At 64.6% G+C, this 16,321-nt stretch carries 11 protein-coding genes and 1 pseudogene; 5 read left to right on the top strand and 7 right to left on the bottom strand.

Annotation, left to right across the window (positions count from 1 at the left end; genetic code table 11):
* Positions 1-437: 437 nt before the first annotated feature.
* The 3 genes from AAIL68_RS16170 (at position 438) to AAIL68_RS16160 (ending at position 7,390) form a co-directional block, all read left to right on the top strand.
* A complete protein-coding gene (locus tag AAIL68_RS16170) occupies positions 438-6,401 on the top strand; it encodes a peroxidase family protein (protein ID WP_347140763.1) in 5,964 nt (1,987 codons plus the stop codon).
* Between the two features lie 407 nt (positions 6,402-6,808).
* Positions 6,809-6,973: a hypothetical protein gene (locus AAIL68_RS16165; RefSeq protein ID WP_347140762.1), complete on the top strand. Its 165-nt coding sequence runs from the start codon at positions 6,809-6,811 to the stop codon at positions 6,971-6,973.
* A 288-nt stretch (positions 6,974-7,261) separates the two neighbouring features.
* Positions 7,262-7,390, top strand: coding sequence for a hypothetical protein (locus AAIL68_RS16160; RefSeq protein WP_347140761.1), 129 nt, complete (start codon positions 7,262-7,264; stop codon positions 7,388-7,390).
* 89 nt (positions 7,391-7,479) lie between these two features.
* Here the strand turns inward: AAIL68_RS16160 and AAIL68_RS16155 are convergent, their stop codons facing one another.
* The 6 genes from AAIL68_RS16155 to repA form a co-directional block, all read right to left on the bottom strand.
* On the bottom strand, positions 7,480-7,902 hold the full coding sequence (locus tag AAIL68_RS16155; RefSeq protein WP_347140760.1) for a hypothetical protein: 423 nt from the start codon (positions 7,900-7,902) through the stop codon (positions 7,480-7,482).
* A gap of 16 nt (positions 7,903-7,918) precedes the next feature.
* The gene (locus tag AAIL68_RS16150) at positions 7,919-10,198 is read right to left on the bottom strand and encodes a xanthine dehydrogenase family protein molybdopterin-binding subunit (RefSeq protein WP_347140758.1); all 2,280 of its coding nucleotides are present in this window, start codon (positions 10,196-10,198) and stop codon (positions 7,919-7,921) included.
* Positions 10,198-10,656 carry a (2Fe-2S)-binding protein gene (locus AAIL68_RS16145; RefSeq protein ID WP_347140757.1) on the bottom strand — a complete coding sequence of 153 codons (459 nt, stop codon included), beginning with the start codon at positions 10,654-10,656 and terminating at the stop codon, positions 10,198-10,200. Before AAIL68_RS16145 ends, AAIL68_RS16150 begins: the two co-directional genes overlap by 1 nt.
* Before the next feature lie 141 nt (positions 10,657-10,797).
* Positions 10,798-11,976, bottom strand: coding sequence for a plasmid replication protein RepC (repC, locus tag AAIL68_RS16140; RefSeq protein WP_347140755.1), 1,179 nt, complete (start codon positions 11,974-11,976; stop codon positions 10,798-10,800).
* Between the two features lie 174 nt (positions 11,977-12,150).
* Positions 12,151-13,056, bottom strand: coding sequence for a plasmid partitioning protein RepB (gene repB, locus AAIL68_RS16135; RefSeq protein WP_347140754.1), 906 nt, complete (start codon positions 13,054-13,056; stop codon positions 12,151-12,153).
* Entirely contained in the window at positions 13,056-14,240 is a 1,185-nt protein-coding gene (repA, locus tag AAIL68_RS16130) for a plasmid partitioning protein RepA (RefSeq protein ID WP_347140764.1), read from the bottom strand. Before repA ends, repB begins: the two co-directional genes overlap by 1 nt.
* Before the next feature lie 200 nt (positions 14,241-14,440).
* Between repA and AAIL68_RS16125 the strand changes: the two genes are divergently transcribed.
* Both AAIL68_RS16125 and AAIL68_RS16120 read left to right on the top strand, forming a co-directional pair.
* A complete protein-coding gene (locus AAIL68_RS16125; protein WP_347140752.1) occupies positions 14,441-14,680 on the top strand; it encodes a type II toxin-antitoxin system PrlF family antitoxin in 240 nt (79 codons plus the stop codon).
* On the top strand, positions 14,677-15,081 hold the full coding sequence (locus AAIL68_RS16120) for a type II toxin-antitoxin system VapC family toxin (protein ID WP_347140751.1): 405 nt from the start codon (positions 14,677-14,679) through the stop codon (positions 15,079-15,081). Before AAIL68_RS16125 ends, AAIL68_RS16120 begins: the two co-directional genes overlap by 4 nt.
* Before the next feature lie 16 nt (positions 15,082-15,097).
* Here the strand turns inward: AAIL68_RS16120 and AAIL68_RS16115 are convergent.
* Positions 15,098-15,991: pseudogene (locus AAIL68_RS16115) on the bottom strand (recombinase family protein).
* Between the last annotated feature and the right edge of the window lie 330 nt (positions 15,992-16,321).

The following is a 16,321-nucleotide window of genomic DNA, read 5'->3' as shown; positions in this document are numbered from 1 at the left end:
CCCTAGATTGACCGTGGTACGCCTTTCACCGCAACCGCCATACAGGCGAAAGCTGATTTACTTAATACAGCCACAATCCAAAGCTTAGTCATGCTGTAAAACAAAATTGATTTGACTTCTTTTACGAAATATGAAGCAGCCAATGAGTTTTTAATGTTGAGGCTTTTCGTTCCCTCTTCAGGGATCTTTTCAGCCCTTGATCTACATTCTGTTTGAAAGAAATTTTTTCTCAAAGTTTTACAAAATTGCATTTAATGAAAATCTCCTTGAAATAACAAAAGTTATAAATGAACAAGCCAATAGGTTGAATAACAAAAACCGCGTTCAACCTTTCAATTATTCGGCCTGCAATCCCCTGAATAAAACTCTTGTTGCAAAAAAGTTCCCCCGATCCCGACGTGATCTCGATGTCGCGCCTTTATCGAGGGAGAGGGGAAATGGTTTCGCTCATCAAGCACGATCTCGATTTCATCCTGAAGCAGATCAAGATCGCCGAAGCGCATGCCGCTGGCACGCCGCTCAACGAGATTCGCGTGAACGCGCAAGGCAATGTCGTGACGACCGGCGGCACGCTGGCGATCAGCAATCCGCTTACGCCTTATGGCCTGCGCACGGTCAACGGCAGCTTCAATAACCTGACGGAAAACCGCGACCAGTGGGGCGCGGCGGACCAGCCGTTCACGCGCGTCACGCTTCCCTATTGGCGCGACGAAGGCGACGACGCAATGCCCTTTCCGGGCTATGTGCCCGGAGACAACAACGATTACGGCCAGACCGGCAGTGTCGTCGATGCCGATCCGCGCATCATCTCGAACCTGATCGTCGATCAGACGCTGGGCAACCCCGCCGCGATCTATGCCGGGCTGATGCATGCCGGGCTTTCGGGGGCTGCGCTCCAGACCGCACTGACCCAGATCACCGATGCCTATAGCCCGCTAAAGACCGCGCCGGTCGCCAGGGCACAGGCCGACGCCGCGCAGGTCGTGGCCGATAACGCCCGGACGGCGGCCGAAACGGCCCGCGCCGAGGCCGATGCGGCGCGGGCCACTGCCAATGACCAGGGCGCAGACACGATCAACCCGGGCACGGGTGCCACCTATGGCGAGGAGGCCACGGCGCTTGAAGACAGCGCCACCGCGCTTGAAGGTCAGGCAGCCGCGCGCCAGCAGGAGGCCGATGCGCTCGACGCCACGGCGGTGACGCTGGAGGAGGACGCGACGACTGCCTATGCGGACGCCAGGGCGCTTGCCGAAGGTTACGGCATCGAGATGGACAACAACACCATCCTGCTGCCCAACGTGTCGCCCGACGAGGGGCTGTCGGCCCCCTACAATTCCTGGTTCACCCTGTTCGGCCAGTTCTTCGACCACGGGCTGGACCTTGTCGCCAAGAAGGGCGCGACCATCTTCATCCCGCTGAGCCCGGACGATCCGCTTTACGACCACACGCCCGGCGCCCGCACCAACTTCATGGCCGTGACCCGGACCCTGGAGGGGGCGAACAACACGACGACGCCCTGGGTCGATCAGAACCAGACCTATGGCTCGACCGCGTCGAAGCAGCTGTTCATGCGCGAATACGAGATGGTCGATGGCAAGCCCGTCTCGACCGGCAGGCTGCTGGAAGGCGACCGCGGCCTTGCCACCTGGGGCGATGTCAAGGAACAGGCGCGCACGATGCTGGGCATCGAGCTGACCGACGCCGATGTGGGCAACATCCCGCTGTTCGCGATGGACCCCTATGGCGAATTCATCCGCGGGCCGAACGGGTTGCCGCAGCTTGTGGTGGGCTTCGGGGCCGACGGCAAGCTGGGCACGGCCGATGACATCCTGGTGGAAGGCAACCTCGCCAACCCGGTAAACCCCTCCACCGTCGTGAACCCCGTCAACAACGCCGTGGGCGCGATCCGCACCGACCATGCCTTCCTGGACGACATCGCCCATAACGCGGTGCCGGTCGCCGTCGCGGGCGTCCTGCAGGCGGACGGCGACGATGCGGTGGGCTATTCGGGCGGAACGGCGAATGGCCGCAACACCGCCTATGACGATGAACTGCTGGACGCGCATTACATCACCGGCGACGGGCGCGGGAACGAGAACATCGGCCTTTCCGCCGTCCACCACGTCTTTCATTCCGAACACAACCATCTGGTCGAACAGGTCAAGGCGATCGCCCTGGAATCGGGCAACCTTACCTTCGCGAACGAATGGATGCGCAGCCCGCTGACGCAGGCGCAACTGACGGCGGTGGCCGCGGCCCTGGCCGAAGCGGACAACAAGGCGGAGTTCATCGCCCTGCTTTCGGATGGCGACAGCACCACCGGCGTGCCCGGCGTCGAGATCCGGTGGGACGGCGAGCGGCTGTTCCAGGCGGCCCGCTTCACGAACGAGATGGAATACCAGCACCTGGTGTTCGAGGAATTCGCCCGCAAGGTGCAGCCGGACGTGGACGCCTTCGTCTTCAACCCGTCGCTGGACATCGACCCGGCGATCTTCGCCGAATTCGCCCATGTGGTGTACCGCTTCGGCCATTCGATGCTGACCGAAACCGTCGCCCAGATCGATGCAAACGGCACCGACACCAGCATGGACCTGTTCGAGGCCTTCCTGAACCCGCTGGCCTTCGGCGACGTGAACATCAGCCATGACCAGGCCACCGGCGCCATCGTGCGCGGCATGACCGCGCAGGTCGGCAACGAGATCGACGAGTTCGTGACCCATGTCCTGCGCAACCAGCTTGTCGGGATCCCGCTGGATCTTGCGGCGGTGAACATCGCGCGGGGCCGCGACACCGGCATGCCGACGCTGAACCAGGCGCGACGCCAGTTCCAGGAGGTGGCGAACGGCGACACCCAGCTTGACGCCTATGAAAGCTGGTCCGACTTTGCCCTGAACCTCAAGAACCCGGCCTCGATCGTCAACTTCATCGCGGCCTATGGCACGCACGGCACGATCACCTCGGCAACGACGGTGGATGCAAAGCGCGACGCGGCCATGAAGCTGGTGTTCGGCGGCGACGGCGCGCCCGCCGACCGGCTGGACTTCCTGAATGCGACGGGCGCCTATGCGGGCGGCAAGCTGGGCGGGCTGGAGGACATCGACCTCTGGATCGGCGGCCTGGCCGAAAAGAAGATGGCCTTCGGGGGGATGCTGGGGTCCACATTCTCGTTCATCTTCGAACTGCAGCTTGAAAACCTGCAGAACGCCGACCGCTTCTATTACCTGTCGCGCGTCCAGGGCCTGAACCTGCTCAACGAGCTGGAAAACAACTCGCTGGCCAAGATGGTCCTGAACAACTCGGACCTGGGCGACAGCGGCTATGCGCTGCCGGGCGACATCTTCTCGACGCCCGACCATGTGCTTTACACCGACATGGCGATGCAGTCGAAGTTCCACCACCAAGATCCGACCCATGACGACATCTATCTCGAGATGCTGTCCCAGATGGTCGAGCGCCGCGATGCCGACGGCAACCTGATCAAGCCCACCGACCCGGATTACCTGACCTCCGTTGCAACCTATATCCGCGTCAACAGCAACGACCATTTCCTGATCCAGGGCACGAACGGCGCGGAAACCATCATCGCGGGCGGCGGCGACGACGCGGTCTGGGGGATGGCCGGCAACGACCGGATCGAGGCCGGATACGGCGTGGACAAGATCCACGGCGGCAAGGGTGACGACATCATCGTCAACTCGGGCACCGACATCGGCGAAGTGGACATGCTGCACGGCGAGGAGGGCAACGACGTCATGCACGGCGGGTCCGGGCTGGCGCTGCTGTTCGGCAACCAGGGCCAGGACTTCATCATGACCGGCCCCGACGGGAAAGAGGTCTTCGGCGGCACCGGCAACGACTTCATCACGGGCGGCGAAGGCGGCGACTTCCTGCTGGGCAACGAGGGCGACGACTGGCTGGAAGGCGGCAACGGCTTCGATGTCATCGCGGGCGACAACTCGGAACTGTTCTTCAACTCGTCCATCATCGGCCATGACGTGATGTTCGCGGGCCAGAACGAACAGGATTTCGACGCCGAATCCGGCGACGACATCATGGTCCAGGGCGCAAGCGTCATGCGCAACGAAGGCATGTGGGGCTTTGACTGGGCCATCCACAAGGGCAGCACCGTCGCCGCCGATGCCGACCTGTTGCGGCCCATCTTCACCACCGACGAACAGGACATCCTGCGCAACCGCTATGACGCCGTCGAAGCCCTGTCGGGCTGGGACAAGAACGACCTGATCAAGGGCGATGACCGCAGCATTCCCGCCGATGGGGCAGAGGCCGAGCCCAACCCGGACCTGGCGGGCGCCGAAGGCACGATGGTGCGGCACGAACTGACCCAGGCGGGCGTGGACCGCATCGGCGGGATGCGCGCGCTTCTGGGCGACTGGGCCGATGCACCCGCCGCCGGCGACCGCGAGGAGCAGATCGCCTTTGACGACGGCAACATCCTGCTGGGCGGCGGCGGCAGCGACACCATCCAGGGCCGCGGCGGCAACGACGTGATCGACGGCGACAGGTGGCTGAACGTCCGCATCAAGATCGAGGTGCCGAGCGGCGCGAACGCCGGAACCTATTCGGCCGAAGGCATGGGCGGCAAGGTCTATCTTGCCAGCGACATGGTCGAGGGCGTGGTCCGGGCGGGCGCGGTGGCGCAGTTCGGCGGCAAGGCGCTGACCGCGCTGATGCTTGACCGGACGCTCAACCCCGGCCAGTTGTCGATCGTGCGCGAAATCGTCAAGGACGACGGCCTGGGCGACACCGATGTCGCGGTCTATTGGGACGTGCGGGCGAACTATTCGGCCACGCAGAACGCCGACGGCTCGATCACCCTTGCCCATACGGGCTTCGACCAGGCCAATGTGCCGGACGGCACCAATTTCGCATCCGACGGCGAGGACAAGCTGTGGAACATCGAAAGGGTGCGCTTTGCGGATGGCGAGGTCGGCATCAACAGCCTGCTAAACGTCGCCGCCACCGGCGGCCCGACGATCAGCGACACGACGCCCACGGAAACGCGCACGATCACGGTCAGCACGACCGGGATCGTCGATCCGAACGGGGTGCCTGCGACCGCCGCTTGGCAATGGCAGGTGTCGGCGGACAACGGTGCCACCTGGACCAGCATCGCGGGCGCCACGGCTGCGTCCTTCACCCCGGCGCAGGCCCATGTGGGGCGGGTTCTGCGGGTGCAGGCGACGTTCACGGATGGCGCCGGGTTCGTCGAGACCGTGTTCTCGGACCCGACCGGCATCGTGGGCGACAGCATCGTCACCAACACCGGCAACATCACCGGCACGGCGGGCGACGACATCCTGACCCACACCGCCCTGCTGATCGGCACCGCCAACACCCTGAACGGCGGCCTTGGCGCCGACGAGATGAGCGGCGGCAACGGCAACGACACCTATATCGTCGATAACGCCGGCGACGTGGTGATCGAGGGCACCGGCCTGCTGTCGGGCACCGACACCGTGCAGACCTCGCTGGCGACCTATACCCTGGCCGGCAATGTCGAGAACCTGACCTATATCGGGACCACGGTGCCCACGACCGCCTTCAACTGGACCGGGAACGGCCTGAGCAACACCATCACCGGCGGCAACGGCGCCAATGTCCTGAACGGTCTGGCGGGCAACGACGCCATCAACGGCGGCGGCGGCAACGACACGCTGATCGGCGATGCCGGCAACGACACGCTGACCGGCGGCGCAGGCAACGACGCCCTTGACGGGGGCGCGGGCACCGACAGGGCCGTGTTCGGCGGAGCGGTCACGGCCTATGGCTTTGCCCTGAGCGGAACAGGCATCGTCGTGACCGCACTGTCCGGCACCGATGGAACCGATACGGTGTCGGCGGCCGAGGAGTTCAGCTTCGGCGGCTCGGTCCTGACGGTCAGGCAGGGCACGGCGGCCGGCCAGACCCTGAGCGGCGCGAACAACACCGCGGATCTGGTCCTGGGCTTCGGCGGAAACGACACGCTGAACGGTCTGACGGGCAACGACGTTCTGGTCGGAGAGGCCGGCAACGACATCCTCAACGGCGGCGGCGGGCGGGACATCCTGTCTGGCGCCGCCGGGGCCGATCGGTTCGTGTTCGCCCTGCCCACGGATACGGGGCCTGGCGCGGCGGCGCGGGACGTGATCCGCGACTTCGAACTGAACACGGCGGGCGAGCTGATCGACCTGTCGGGCATCGACGCCATCGCGGGCGGGGTGGTCAACAACACCTTCACCTTCCGCGGCGCCCTTGCCTTCACCGGGGCCGGTCAGCTGAGATACGCCCAGCAGGGTGGCAACACCATCATCCAGGGCAACACCGACAACGACGCCAGTGCCGAGTTCGAGATCGAGCTGACGGGACTTTACGCCCTGACGGCGGGCGACTTCGTCCTTTAGCAGGACCAGCCAGGCCGGCAGCCGTGAAAACACCGGGCCGGGGGCGCGCCAACAACGCCTCCGGCCCATTGCTGCAAGGGGTGCGCCCTTGGGTTTCCTGCGCCTTTCCGACCGTCAGAGCTTCCGGCGCAGAGGGACAGGAAGGGCCTATCGGGGCGAAGGGCGCGGCAGACAAATTGCGGGGGGGGGTACTTCCAGCCGAGCGGCGATAACTCGGAAACACATCACAGGTGCCGCTCGGCTGACAAGTCCCTTTTGTCTGATCTTAACCTTCGCGGCAACTTGTCCATTGGGACAGGTTCGAGCGGCCAGCGACTGACCTTTGTTAACCAATGCAACTTGTCCTGCACGAAAGCGCTGTCCTTATATGTGCGCACAATACGCAAGATCCTTGCGGGAGGATTTTCATGATGGGGATCATCGACCCGGCCTTGATCGCGCTGCTCAGGAACCTCTGCCCGGCGAAAGAGCCAGGCTGCCTTCCCGCCGATATGATCGGTGCCGTGCTGGTTGATTCTCTCTGCCGGTCCGCGATGACCGCCCCGGCTCGATCAAGAAAGACATCTGCATAGACAAAACGGTTCCTTTTGCACATCATGCATATGTCGGCCTTGCCATCCCGTTCCGATGGAAAGCGACGGGCCGGATGCATTGACGCCCTGACCTGCCGAATTTCACCGTCGTCCCGATGACCGGGCGACAACATGGCGAGAACAGATGACCGACATGCCCTTCAGCGCTTTGAGCGACGATCATTCTGCCGGTGAAAGCGCCCAAACCCCAACCAGGGACGACCTCGACGCCTGTCTGCTCGGCTGGGTCCGCGCTGCCTGGAAAACGGCGAGCAGGAGCTGGACAGGATGATCGTGACCGCCCCGGACAACTTGAAGGCCGCGTTCGGCTGCTATGACGCGATGGCCGATGAGATCGAGGCCACGATCCAACGCCTCTGGACAGACATGGCCAGGAAGCGGCTGCTTTCGCTGTGATCGGCTGCGACACAGGGCGTTGCATGAGCCGCGTTTGCTCTCAAACCATCTGGATGGTTCGAGACAACTCCCCCTCCCCTGCCCCGCCTTCAGCGAGCCTTCATCTCGTCTTCTCCTGAGACCAGTTCGCGCAGGGCCGACACCAGAGTTTCGCGGCAGGCTGCATCGTCCTGGCTGGCCTGAGCCCTCGCCTCCTCAAGCGCCGCCCGCAGCCTTTGCACCCGATCCCCGGCCTCGGGAGGGGGCGCGTGGCCGGGGGCCTGCGGCGGTTGCGGATCCTGCGCCGCATCCTCTGCCGTCGCGTCCTTTCCCGGAGCTTCGGTGTCGGTCACGGCCCGCGCTTCTCGGGCGCCCGCGACGGCCTGCCCGCCGGATGATGCGGCGATGGATTCGCGCGATGCCTGGTCCAGCACCTCGTCCATCAGGTCCAGATGCGACGCGCAATCGGCGGCCGCGGATGTCCCGGCAAACGCCAGGAAGCTGGTGGTCAGGACAGACCGGAAGGGGATCATGGCTTTCTCCTGGTTCCTAGCTGCGCAACTGGTCGCCAACCGGCAACTGGCGGATCCGCTGGCCCGTGGCTGCGAAGATGGCGTTGATAATGGCGGGGGTGACGGGGGGCAAGCCGGGCTCTCCGACACCGCCAAGCGGCTGGGCGGGATCGTCGCCGCCGACCAGATGGACATGGATTTCGCGCGGGGCCCTGTCCATGCGCGGCACCAGATAGGTGTCGAAGTTGTCCTGCTGCGCCCTCCCCTCGGCAAAGGTGATCTGCGACATCAGCGCCTGCCCGGTGCCCATCACCACCGCGCCCTCCATCTGCGAGCGGACCCGGTCGGGGTTCATGCACGGGCCGCAGTCGATGGCGATATGGACCACGGGGACGCGCACATCGCCGCCTTCGCCGACCTGGACCTCGGCCACGACGGCGACATGGCTGACAAAGCTGTAATGCGCGGCCAGGCCCAAGCCGCTGCGCGCGGGCATCTCGCGGCCCCAGCCCGCCGCCTCGGTCACGGTCTCGATCACCCTGCGCAGGCGGCCCGTGTCGATCGGATAGCGCGCCGGATCCTCGCCATAGTTCCAGACATCGCCCTGCTCGGTCGGGTCGATCCTGCGGGCGGGACCGATCACCTCCAGAAGATAGTCGCGGTGGTCCCGCCCGGCCTCGTGCGCCAGTTCCGCGATAAAGGACTGGATCGCAAAGGCATGGGGGATGTTCGACACGGACCGATACCAGCCGATCCGGGTATGGGCCTGCGCCTGCGGGTTCTCGGCCCGGACATTGGGGATGTCCAGCGGCATGTTGGTCAGCCCCATGCTCAGTTCGAAAGGCAGCTTCTGCATGGGGTCGGGCGCGAAGATCGACCCGATAGTCGGCGCGGCCGTCCGATGCAGCCAGGCCGTTGGCCGCCCGCTCTCATCCAGCCCCGCCTGCAGATGCTCGACCGAGACGGTGTGATAGAAGCTGTGATGCAGGTCGTCCTCGCGCGTCCACATCACCTTGACGGGCCTGCCGTCCATTTCCCGGCTGAGGATCGCGGCCTCCAGCACGAAGTCGGGCTTGGACTTGCGCCCGAAGCCGCCGCCCAGCAGCGTCACGTTCACCGTGACGTTTTCGGGGGCAAGCCCCAGCTTCTCGGCCACCCGCACGCGCGTGACCTGCGGCGCCTGCACGCAGGCCCAGACCTCGCAGCGCCCGTCACGGATCAGCGCCAGGGCCGAGGGCGGCTCCATCGGCGCCTGCGCCAGATGGGGGATGTAGTATTCCGCCTCGAACCGGCGCGGCGCCTTTGGCAGGGCGCCCAGGGCATCGCCCTGGTTCCGCACGACCGCGCCATCGGTGCTGCGCACCGCCTGTTCCAACTCAGTGCGGAAGGCCTGGCTGTCATAGGCGGCGTGGGGGCCGTCCTCCCACTCGATCACCAAGGCGTCGCGCCCCCGCATGGCGGCCCAGGTGTTGGTGGCGATCACGGCCACGCCGCCCAGGGGCTGGAACTCTGACGGCTGCGGCGGCGGGTCGATCACGACCACCCGCTCCACGCCCGGCACCTTCAGCGCGGCGGCGGGATCATGGCTTGCCACGCGCCCGCCATAGACCGGCGGGCGGGCAATCACGGCGAACAGCATCCCATCGGCCTTGGCATCGATGCCATAGACGGTGCCGCCGGTGGTGATCGCGGGGTTGTCGATCAACCCGATGTCGTCGCGCCCGATATAGCGGAACTGGTCCGGCGATTTCAGCGCTAGGCCTTCGCGCGCCGGAACCTCGCCCTCGGCCGCGCGGGCCGCCATTTCACCGTAACCGGCCTGCCGCCCCGACGCGGCATGGGCAAGGACGTGGTTCTCGGCCGTGACCTCCTCGACCGGGATGCCCCATTCGTCGGCGGCGGCCATCCGCAGCATCTGACGGGCGGCGGCGCCCGCACGGCGCATCGGGCCGAAGAAATGCCGCAGGCTGCGCGATCCATCGGTGTCCTGGTTGCCGTATTTCGGCTCATCCCCCGGAGCCTGGGTCACCCGCACGCGGTCCCAGTCGGCCTCAAGCTCATCCGCCACGGCCATGGCGATCGAGGTGCGGACCCCCTGCCCCATTTCCGAACGGTGAACCGTGACCGTCACCGTCCCGTCGGGATCAATGGCGACGAAGACGCGCGGGTCGTCCTGCCAGCCATGCGGCATGGCGTCGGCCCCGAATTTCAGCGGCTCTTCCTGCGCGCCTGCGGACAAGCCGACCGCCAGGACCAGGGCGCCCGCGCCCATGCCCCGCAGGACGGCGCGGCGGCTGACGTTTTCCAGAACAGCCATCAGCCTGCCTCCTGTCCTGCCGCGCGCTTGATCGCGGCGCGGATCCGGGGATAGGTGCCGCAGCGGCAGATGTTCTGCTGCATCACCCCGTCGATGTCGTCGTCCGTGGGGTTCGGCGTTTCGGCCAGCAGCGCGGCGGCCTGCATCATCTGCCCCGACTGGCAATAGCCGCATTGCGCGACGTTCAACTCGCGCCAGGCGATCTGGACGGGGTGGCTGGCATCGGGCGAAAGACCCTCGATGGTCACCACCTCGGCGCCTTCGGCCACCGACATGGGCGTGACGCAGGAAAAGCTGGCAACGCCGTCGATATGGACGACGCAGGCCCCGCAATAGCCCGCGCCGCAGCCGAACTTGGTTCCCGTCAGACCCAGTTCGTCGCGCAGATACCACAGCAGCGGCATCTCCGCCTCTCCCTCGAATATGCGCGCCTGCCCGTTCACGGTCAGATCCATCATGTCCCCCTGGCTGGTACAGCCGATAGCGTGTTCGGCCGCGTCTGGCTTTCAATTGCCCTTATCGCACGCACAGCTTGCATCGCGGAGAGAACAATTCAACTGAACGCATGGTTGCCGTCAGCGTTCCAGAAGTTCGATGCGCTAGCCGGCACATACGTATTGCTCCACATGAAGTTGACAGCTGTCAACTTCACTCCCTGTTTTCTCACTGCTCCGCAGCAGCGAAAGGACCATGGGCCCCACCCTGAAGTTGTCCATAAGGGACAGGCGCCGCAGATACGCACCGGGATTTCGGATCTGCTGAAACCGTTGCAGGATGCAAGCCAAGGCGACAGATGCCGTTCGTTCACCAAGGTTGCGTCGGGCGGATTGCCAGGTTTCCAGGGTAATGCCCATCATCGGGCGAACAAAGGCGGCAAAGCTGGTCAAGCCTCGCCAGTCTTTCACGGGATCGGGCGCATATCCTTCGATGTCAGGCGCTGCCTTCAGTACGAGCGGCAGCGGTGGCAGGTCCGTGCCTGGCTCCTTGGCAGATTCAGATTCAAGGTTATCAGAGTCTGTATTATGAGGGTGCCGCTCATTCTGAATGTCATTGGCGCTCATTCCACAGGGTTCAGGTTCGCTTGAACGCATCTCGGCCAGCAGTTCCCGCAGGGCAGCCTCCAGGTCGGAAAGGGCGTGAAGATCGAGCTTGCGCCTTAACAGGGGTTTCAGTTCGCCGAGCCTCTCACGACAATTGCTGATTTCAGGCTCGGAGCCATCCTCGACAAGCTCCAGCATCATGCTGGCGTCCCGCATGAGAAGGATGACGGTCTGCCGGGTCCGCCGGATCAGGTATTGGGCCTGACGGGCGTCTTCGGCGGCCTCGCTGATCTCGGCCGCGCGCAGCAGCAGGGGATGTAGGTCAAAGCCGAAGACGCTGTCGATCTGTCCTTGCCTGTTGCGGGTCGCATAGCGTTTGCCGTTGGGACTGTCATGGCGCAGGATCATGCCAGCATTGACCAAGGCCGCCAGATGCCGCCGCAGCGTGCTTTCCGGCATCCCGTGCAGGCGGGCGGACAGGCTTGCATTGGACGGAAAAACCCGCAGCGCCCCGCTGCGCAACTCGCGCGTAGGATGGAAGGACAGCAGGGCTGACAGGACCGAAAGGTTGCGATCCGTCAGGCCGAAGGTTTCCCGGCCCTCCGTCAGATCCCGCAAGATCGACCATTTGTCTGCGCCCGGCGACGGGCAAGCAGGCGCCGCCGCCCCGGCTTCGCGGGCCTGCAGGCCGGCCGCAGCCGTTCGCCGCCCGAAAGGCGTCGTTGAGATATGTCTCATTCGTGATGCCACAAGGCAAAGGAATTGCCTTCGCCGGAACCGACGGTGTTGACAGCTGTCAACTTTAGCCGCTATCTTCGAGGTGCTAGATCGAGAGAACGGCCCTTTGGGATGTCATGTCCTGGGGGGCTTTTCTTTTGCCGTCCTGTGCCTCCTTGCCTGGTTTGCTGCTGATTACGCCCGGCTGTTCAGCCAGTCGCGGTGAACCTCTGCGATGTGATCCACCAGCCAGTCCGCGAATTCGCGGCTCTGTTGATCCAGTTCGATCACCGTTCTTGTCTTGTCGCGCCGCGCCTTGCCCAAGGCGTCGCCATCAGCCGCGTGCAGAGCCTGCATCGCGGGCCGGGCAGGGGGCGTGCCGAGGGCCGCCAGCACCGCGGCAAAGCGGGCATCGGAATCGGCGCCCCTGGCAAGGGCCACCAGTTCGCCGACCGACCGCCCTTCGCTCTTTTTCGCCAAGGCCAGCCAGCGGTCGCGTCCCGCCGAGGGCGCGGCCCCGATGGCCTTGATCAGCTTTTCGGGCAGGGCGTCGATCACCGACAACATGCGCGAGATCACCGTCTTGTCGATGGACAGCGCATCGCAGATCAGCTTGCGGTCATAGCCTGCCGCGACCATCTGCCGGGCGAAATTCGCCTTTTCAATGAAGCTGAGATCCTTGCGGGCAGAGTTTTCCTGTCCCTGCGCGACCACCAGTTCCCGGTCGTTCAGGCTGCGGACCATCGCCTTGACGGGCAGGCCCAGCCTGCGCAGCGCCGCGACCCGGCGACGCCCGAAGACGACATCATAGCGCCCCTCGACATTGGGCGAGTGGCGCAGCAGCACGGGAACCTGCTGGCCATATTCCCTGATCGAGGCCATCAGCGCCGCGATCCCTTCCGGGTCGTCGTCCAGCCGGTCGTCGATCCCGGCCTTGTCGATCATGTCGGCCGGAACCTCGATGATCGCGCGGCTTTTCAGCTCGTTGATGGATTTCGACACCGCGCCGATGGCGCCGCGATCCGAGCGGGGCAGGGCGGTGCGCTGCTCCTCGGCCGGGGGCGCCGCCATCAGGTTCTTGAGCAGATCCTTGCGTGCCATTACACCCCCTTGCGGCCCCATGCCGCCTGTATCAGCCCTTCGATCTCGCCATTGACGGCGTTCAGGCTCTCGATGGCGCGTTCATAGGTCGCGCGGGTAAATTGCGATTTCTCGACCTCATACAGGGTCTGCTTGGTGATCCCCGCATCCGAGATCGCGGTGGATTTCAGGACGGTGTGGTTCAGGACATGCTCGCCGAACATCGAGCGCATGAAGCTGACCATCTGGTTCTGCGGCCCGTCGCCCGGCTCATAGCGCGTCACGACATAGCGCATCCAGTCATAATCCATGTCGCCGCCCGCATCGGCGACCACGCCCAGCAGGTTCGATGTCATCAGCAGGAACTGGCACATCGACATGACATCCAGCATCTGCGGATGCACGGTGACAAGAATGGCCGTTGCCGCCGAAAGCGCCGACATGGTCAGAAATCCCAACTGGGGCGGGCAGTCGATCACGACGACATCATAGTCGCTTTCAACCTCGGCCAGAGCGTCGCCGATGCGGGTAAAGAAATAGTTTCCCGTGCGTTCGCGCAACGCCATGGGCGTTGCATGCTCGAACTCCATCAGGTCCAGATTGCCGGGGATCAGATCCAGGTTGGTGAAGTAGGTCTTCTGGATGATCTCCCGCAGCGGCACCGGATCATCGTATCGGATGGAATCATAGATCGTGCCGCCATCGGTCAGGTCCAGTTCGGGCTGCACCCCATGCAGCGCCGACAGGCTTGCCTGCGGGTCAAGGTCGATGGCCAGCACCCGATACCCGTCCAGGGCAAGCTTCTGGGCCAGATGGGCTGCGGTGGTGGTCTTGCCCGAACCGCCCTTGAAATTGATGACCGTGATGACCTGAAGGTGATCCTGGCCGCGCCGCCCCGGAAGATATGTTCCAGGGGATTTCGCCCCCTTTTCAAGCAGTTCGCGCAAGGCGTGGATGTCTGCGGGGGTATAATAGCGCCGCCCCCCGGCCCGTGTTTCGGGCGAGGGCCCCTTGCCTTCAAGATCCAGCTTGCGCAGATAGGCGTCCTTGACACCCAGCAGGTCCGCCACCTCGCCCGAGGTGAACTTGCGCAATTCCCGCTTGGCATCGGGGGGAAAAAGCTGTTCGCGATGCGCGTGCAGCCGTTCGGACAAGGCAGCGGCATGGGTGCCCACCAGCTTGTCGATCCGCGTCTTCGGCTGCACAATGCCCATATCGCTTCCTTGTTCTGGCGCTTGGTTACGCTTTAAGGCGTCTTATTCAGTTTCCTGCGTAATTTATTGTTGTCTTTTCCGATTCCCGCAAGCAGATTCCTTCGGCTTCCAGGCGTTCTCTGGGTCAGCGGATTGCACCCGCAATGCGGTTTCTGTAAAAGTAAGGAAACGGACCAATCCGGGGTGGAACCATGTCTGAATCCAGCATCACGATAAAGGGGCAGACAACCCTTCCCAAGGCCGTGCGCCAGGCACTCGACCTCGCGCCTGGGGACCGGCTGCGTTATGTCATCCTGGACGATGGGCAGGTTCGCCTGATGCGGACAATTCCCGTCGCCCGTCTGGCAGGGATGCTGCGGCGCGCGGGCCAGGACCCGGTGTCCCTGGAGGAGATGGACCGCGCCATGGCCGAGGGCGCGGGCAGGAAATGATTGCGTTGGACACCAACGTGCTTGTCCGCTTCCTTGTCCAGGACGATCCCCAGCAGACGGCGCAAGCCAACGCCATTTTCGCGGACCTGACGGCCGAAAGCCCGGCATGGCTTTGCCGAGAGGTTCTGGCTGAACTGGTCTGGGTGCTGGAACGGGCCTACCGGCTGCCTCGTGCCGACATCGCCGGCGCCATCGACGGCCTGCTTGCGGCGCAGGAGGTCGTCGTCGAAAGCGCCGATCGCGTGGGCCTGGCTGTCGAACGCTATCGGCAAGGCGGGGCAGGGTTCTCGGACCATCTGATCGCCCTGGCTGCCCGCGATGCAGGCTGCCGGGCGACGCTCACGTTCGACCGGCAGGCGGTGGCCAGGGCGGGCATGACGATGGTGCCCGAACTGGCCTGATCGCCTGGCCTTTGTCTCAACCTTCCCCGATCATCCCCCGTTTCTCGGCCCTCCTCAGCAGCAGCCGCACGGAGGAGGGATACCACCTGGCGCTTCCACGCGGGGTGCGTTCGCGCATGTCTTCCAGCCGCCTGGCGATGCCCGCGAGCGTCAGGTCGGGATCGGCATGGCGCATGCCCGCGACGATGGCCATCAGCCGGTCGTCGGGGGCGCGGCGGGGCGCGCGGTCCAGAACGGTCGGGGGCAGCAGCCCGTCGCGGACATAGCGGCGGGCGGCGCGCTTCAGGCGCTCGACGCTCCAGGCGGGGCCGTCGCGCCCGGTGCGGGCATTCAGAAGCCGGGTCAGATCGTTTCAGGCCATGTCCGGCCTGTGGCGGCGCACCAAGGGCAGCCAGGCATCGGCGGTGCCCTCGAGCTTGCGGACATAGGTCTCGTCGCGGGCCAGGCGCAGCTTGCGCAAGGCCTCGCGGTCGCCGGCCTTGAGCGCCGGATTGCCGCCGATCCGGCCCTGGGCGCGGGCCGAGCGCAGCCCGGCACGGGTCCGCTCGCGGATCAGCGCGCGCTCCAGTTCCGCCACCGCGCCCATCACCTGCAGCGAGAAGGTGCCCTGCGGCGTGGTGGTGTCGATGGGATCGCCGAGCGAGCGGAAATGCGCCCCCTTGGCCTTCAGCACCTCGATCACCTGCAGAAGATGCGCGAGCGAGCGCGCCAGCCGGTCGAGCCGCACCACCACCAGCGTGTCGCCGGGCCGGACCTGTGCCAGGAGACGCGCCAGGGCAGGGCGCGAGCGGTCGGCGCCCGAGGCCTGCTCCTCGTGGATCACGCCACATCCGGCCGCGCGCAGCTCGGCCAATTGCGGTTCGAGCGTCTGCTCCGCGGTCGAGACGCGGGCATAGCCGATCAGGGGCATGGACGGGCTCTCCTTTTGCCAGGGGCGCGCTCAGTCATACACATTCGTAGGACGTAAGGAAACGGTCGTTTGAAAAAGAGTGCAGAAAGCAGGGGCGTCAATGTGATGGGAAAGACACCAGGATTCTTGGCGTGTCGTGTTGGCTGTGGAACAACGGATCTCTCTCCGTTCTCATGCTTTGCTTGTGTCCTGTGAGGTTCTTGGCCAAGAAGGAATAATGGCACTGTATTCTACTCAAGTGATCCGCATATAACAGAATAGAAACGGGCATGAGCAGAATGTATCAGTAAATTTGGTGATGAATAACAGGTCACCTGGGTGGGATGCGCA

Origin of the sequence: Paracoccus sp. SSK6 (assembly GCF_039770665.1) — a bacterium.
Lineage (GTDB): Bacteria > Pseudomonadota > Alphaproteobacteria > Rhodobacterales > Rhodobacteraceae > Paracoccus.
This window is presented reverse-complemented; position numbering and strand designations above follow the sequence as displayed.

Coding starts and splice junctions, on each gene's coding strand:
- AAIL68_RS16145 (WP_347140757.1), bottom strand. CDS start 10,656: ATGATGGATCTGACCGTGAACGGGCAGGCGCGCATATTCGAGGGAGAG.
- AAIL68_RS16150 (WP_347140758.1), bottom strand. CDS start 10,198: ATGGCTGTTCTGGAAAACGTCAGCCGCCGCGCCGTCCTGCGGGGCATG.
- repC (WP_347140755.1), bottom strand. CDS start 11,976: ATGAGACATATCTCAACGACGCCTTTCGGGCGGCGAACGGCTGCGGCC.
- AAIL68_RS16160 (WP_347140761.1), top strand. CDS start 7,262: ATGATCGTGACCGCCCCGGACAACTTGAAGGCCGCGTTCGGCTGCTAT.
- AAIL68_RS16155 (WP_347140760.1), bottom strand. CDS start 7,902: ATGATCCCCTTCCGGTCTGTCCTGACCACCAGCTTCCTGGCGTTTGCC.
- AAIL68_RS16165 (WP_347140762.1), top strand. CDS start 6,809: ATGATGGGGATCATCGACCCGGCCTTGATCGCGCTGCTCAGGAACCTC.
- AAIL68_RS16125 (WP_347140752.1), top strand. CDS start 14,441: ATGTCTGAATCCAGCATCACGATAAAGGGGCAGACAACCCTTCCCAAG.
- AAIL68_RS16170 (WP_347140763.1), top strand. CDS start 438: ATGGTTTCGCTCATCAAGCACGATCTCGATTTCATCCTGAAGCAGATC.
- AAIL68_RS16120 (WP_347140751.1), top strand. CDS start 14,677: ATGATTGCGTTGGACACCAACGTGCTTGTCCGCTTCCTTGTCCAGGAC.
- repB (WP_347140754.1), bottom strand. CDS start 13,056: ATGGCACGCAAGGATCTGCTCAAGAACCTGATGGCGGCGCCCCCGGCC.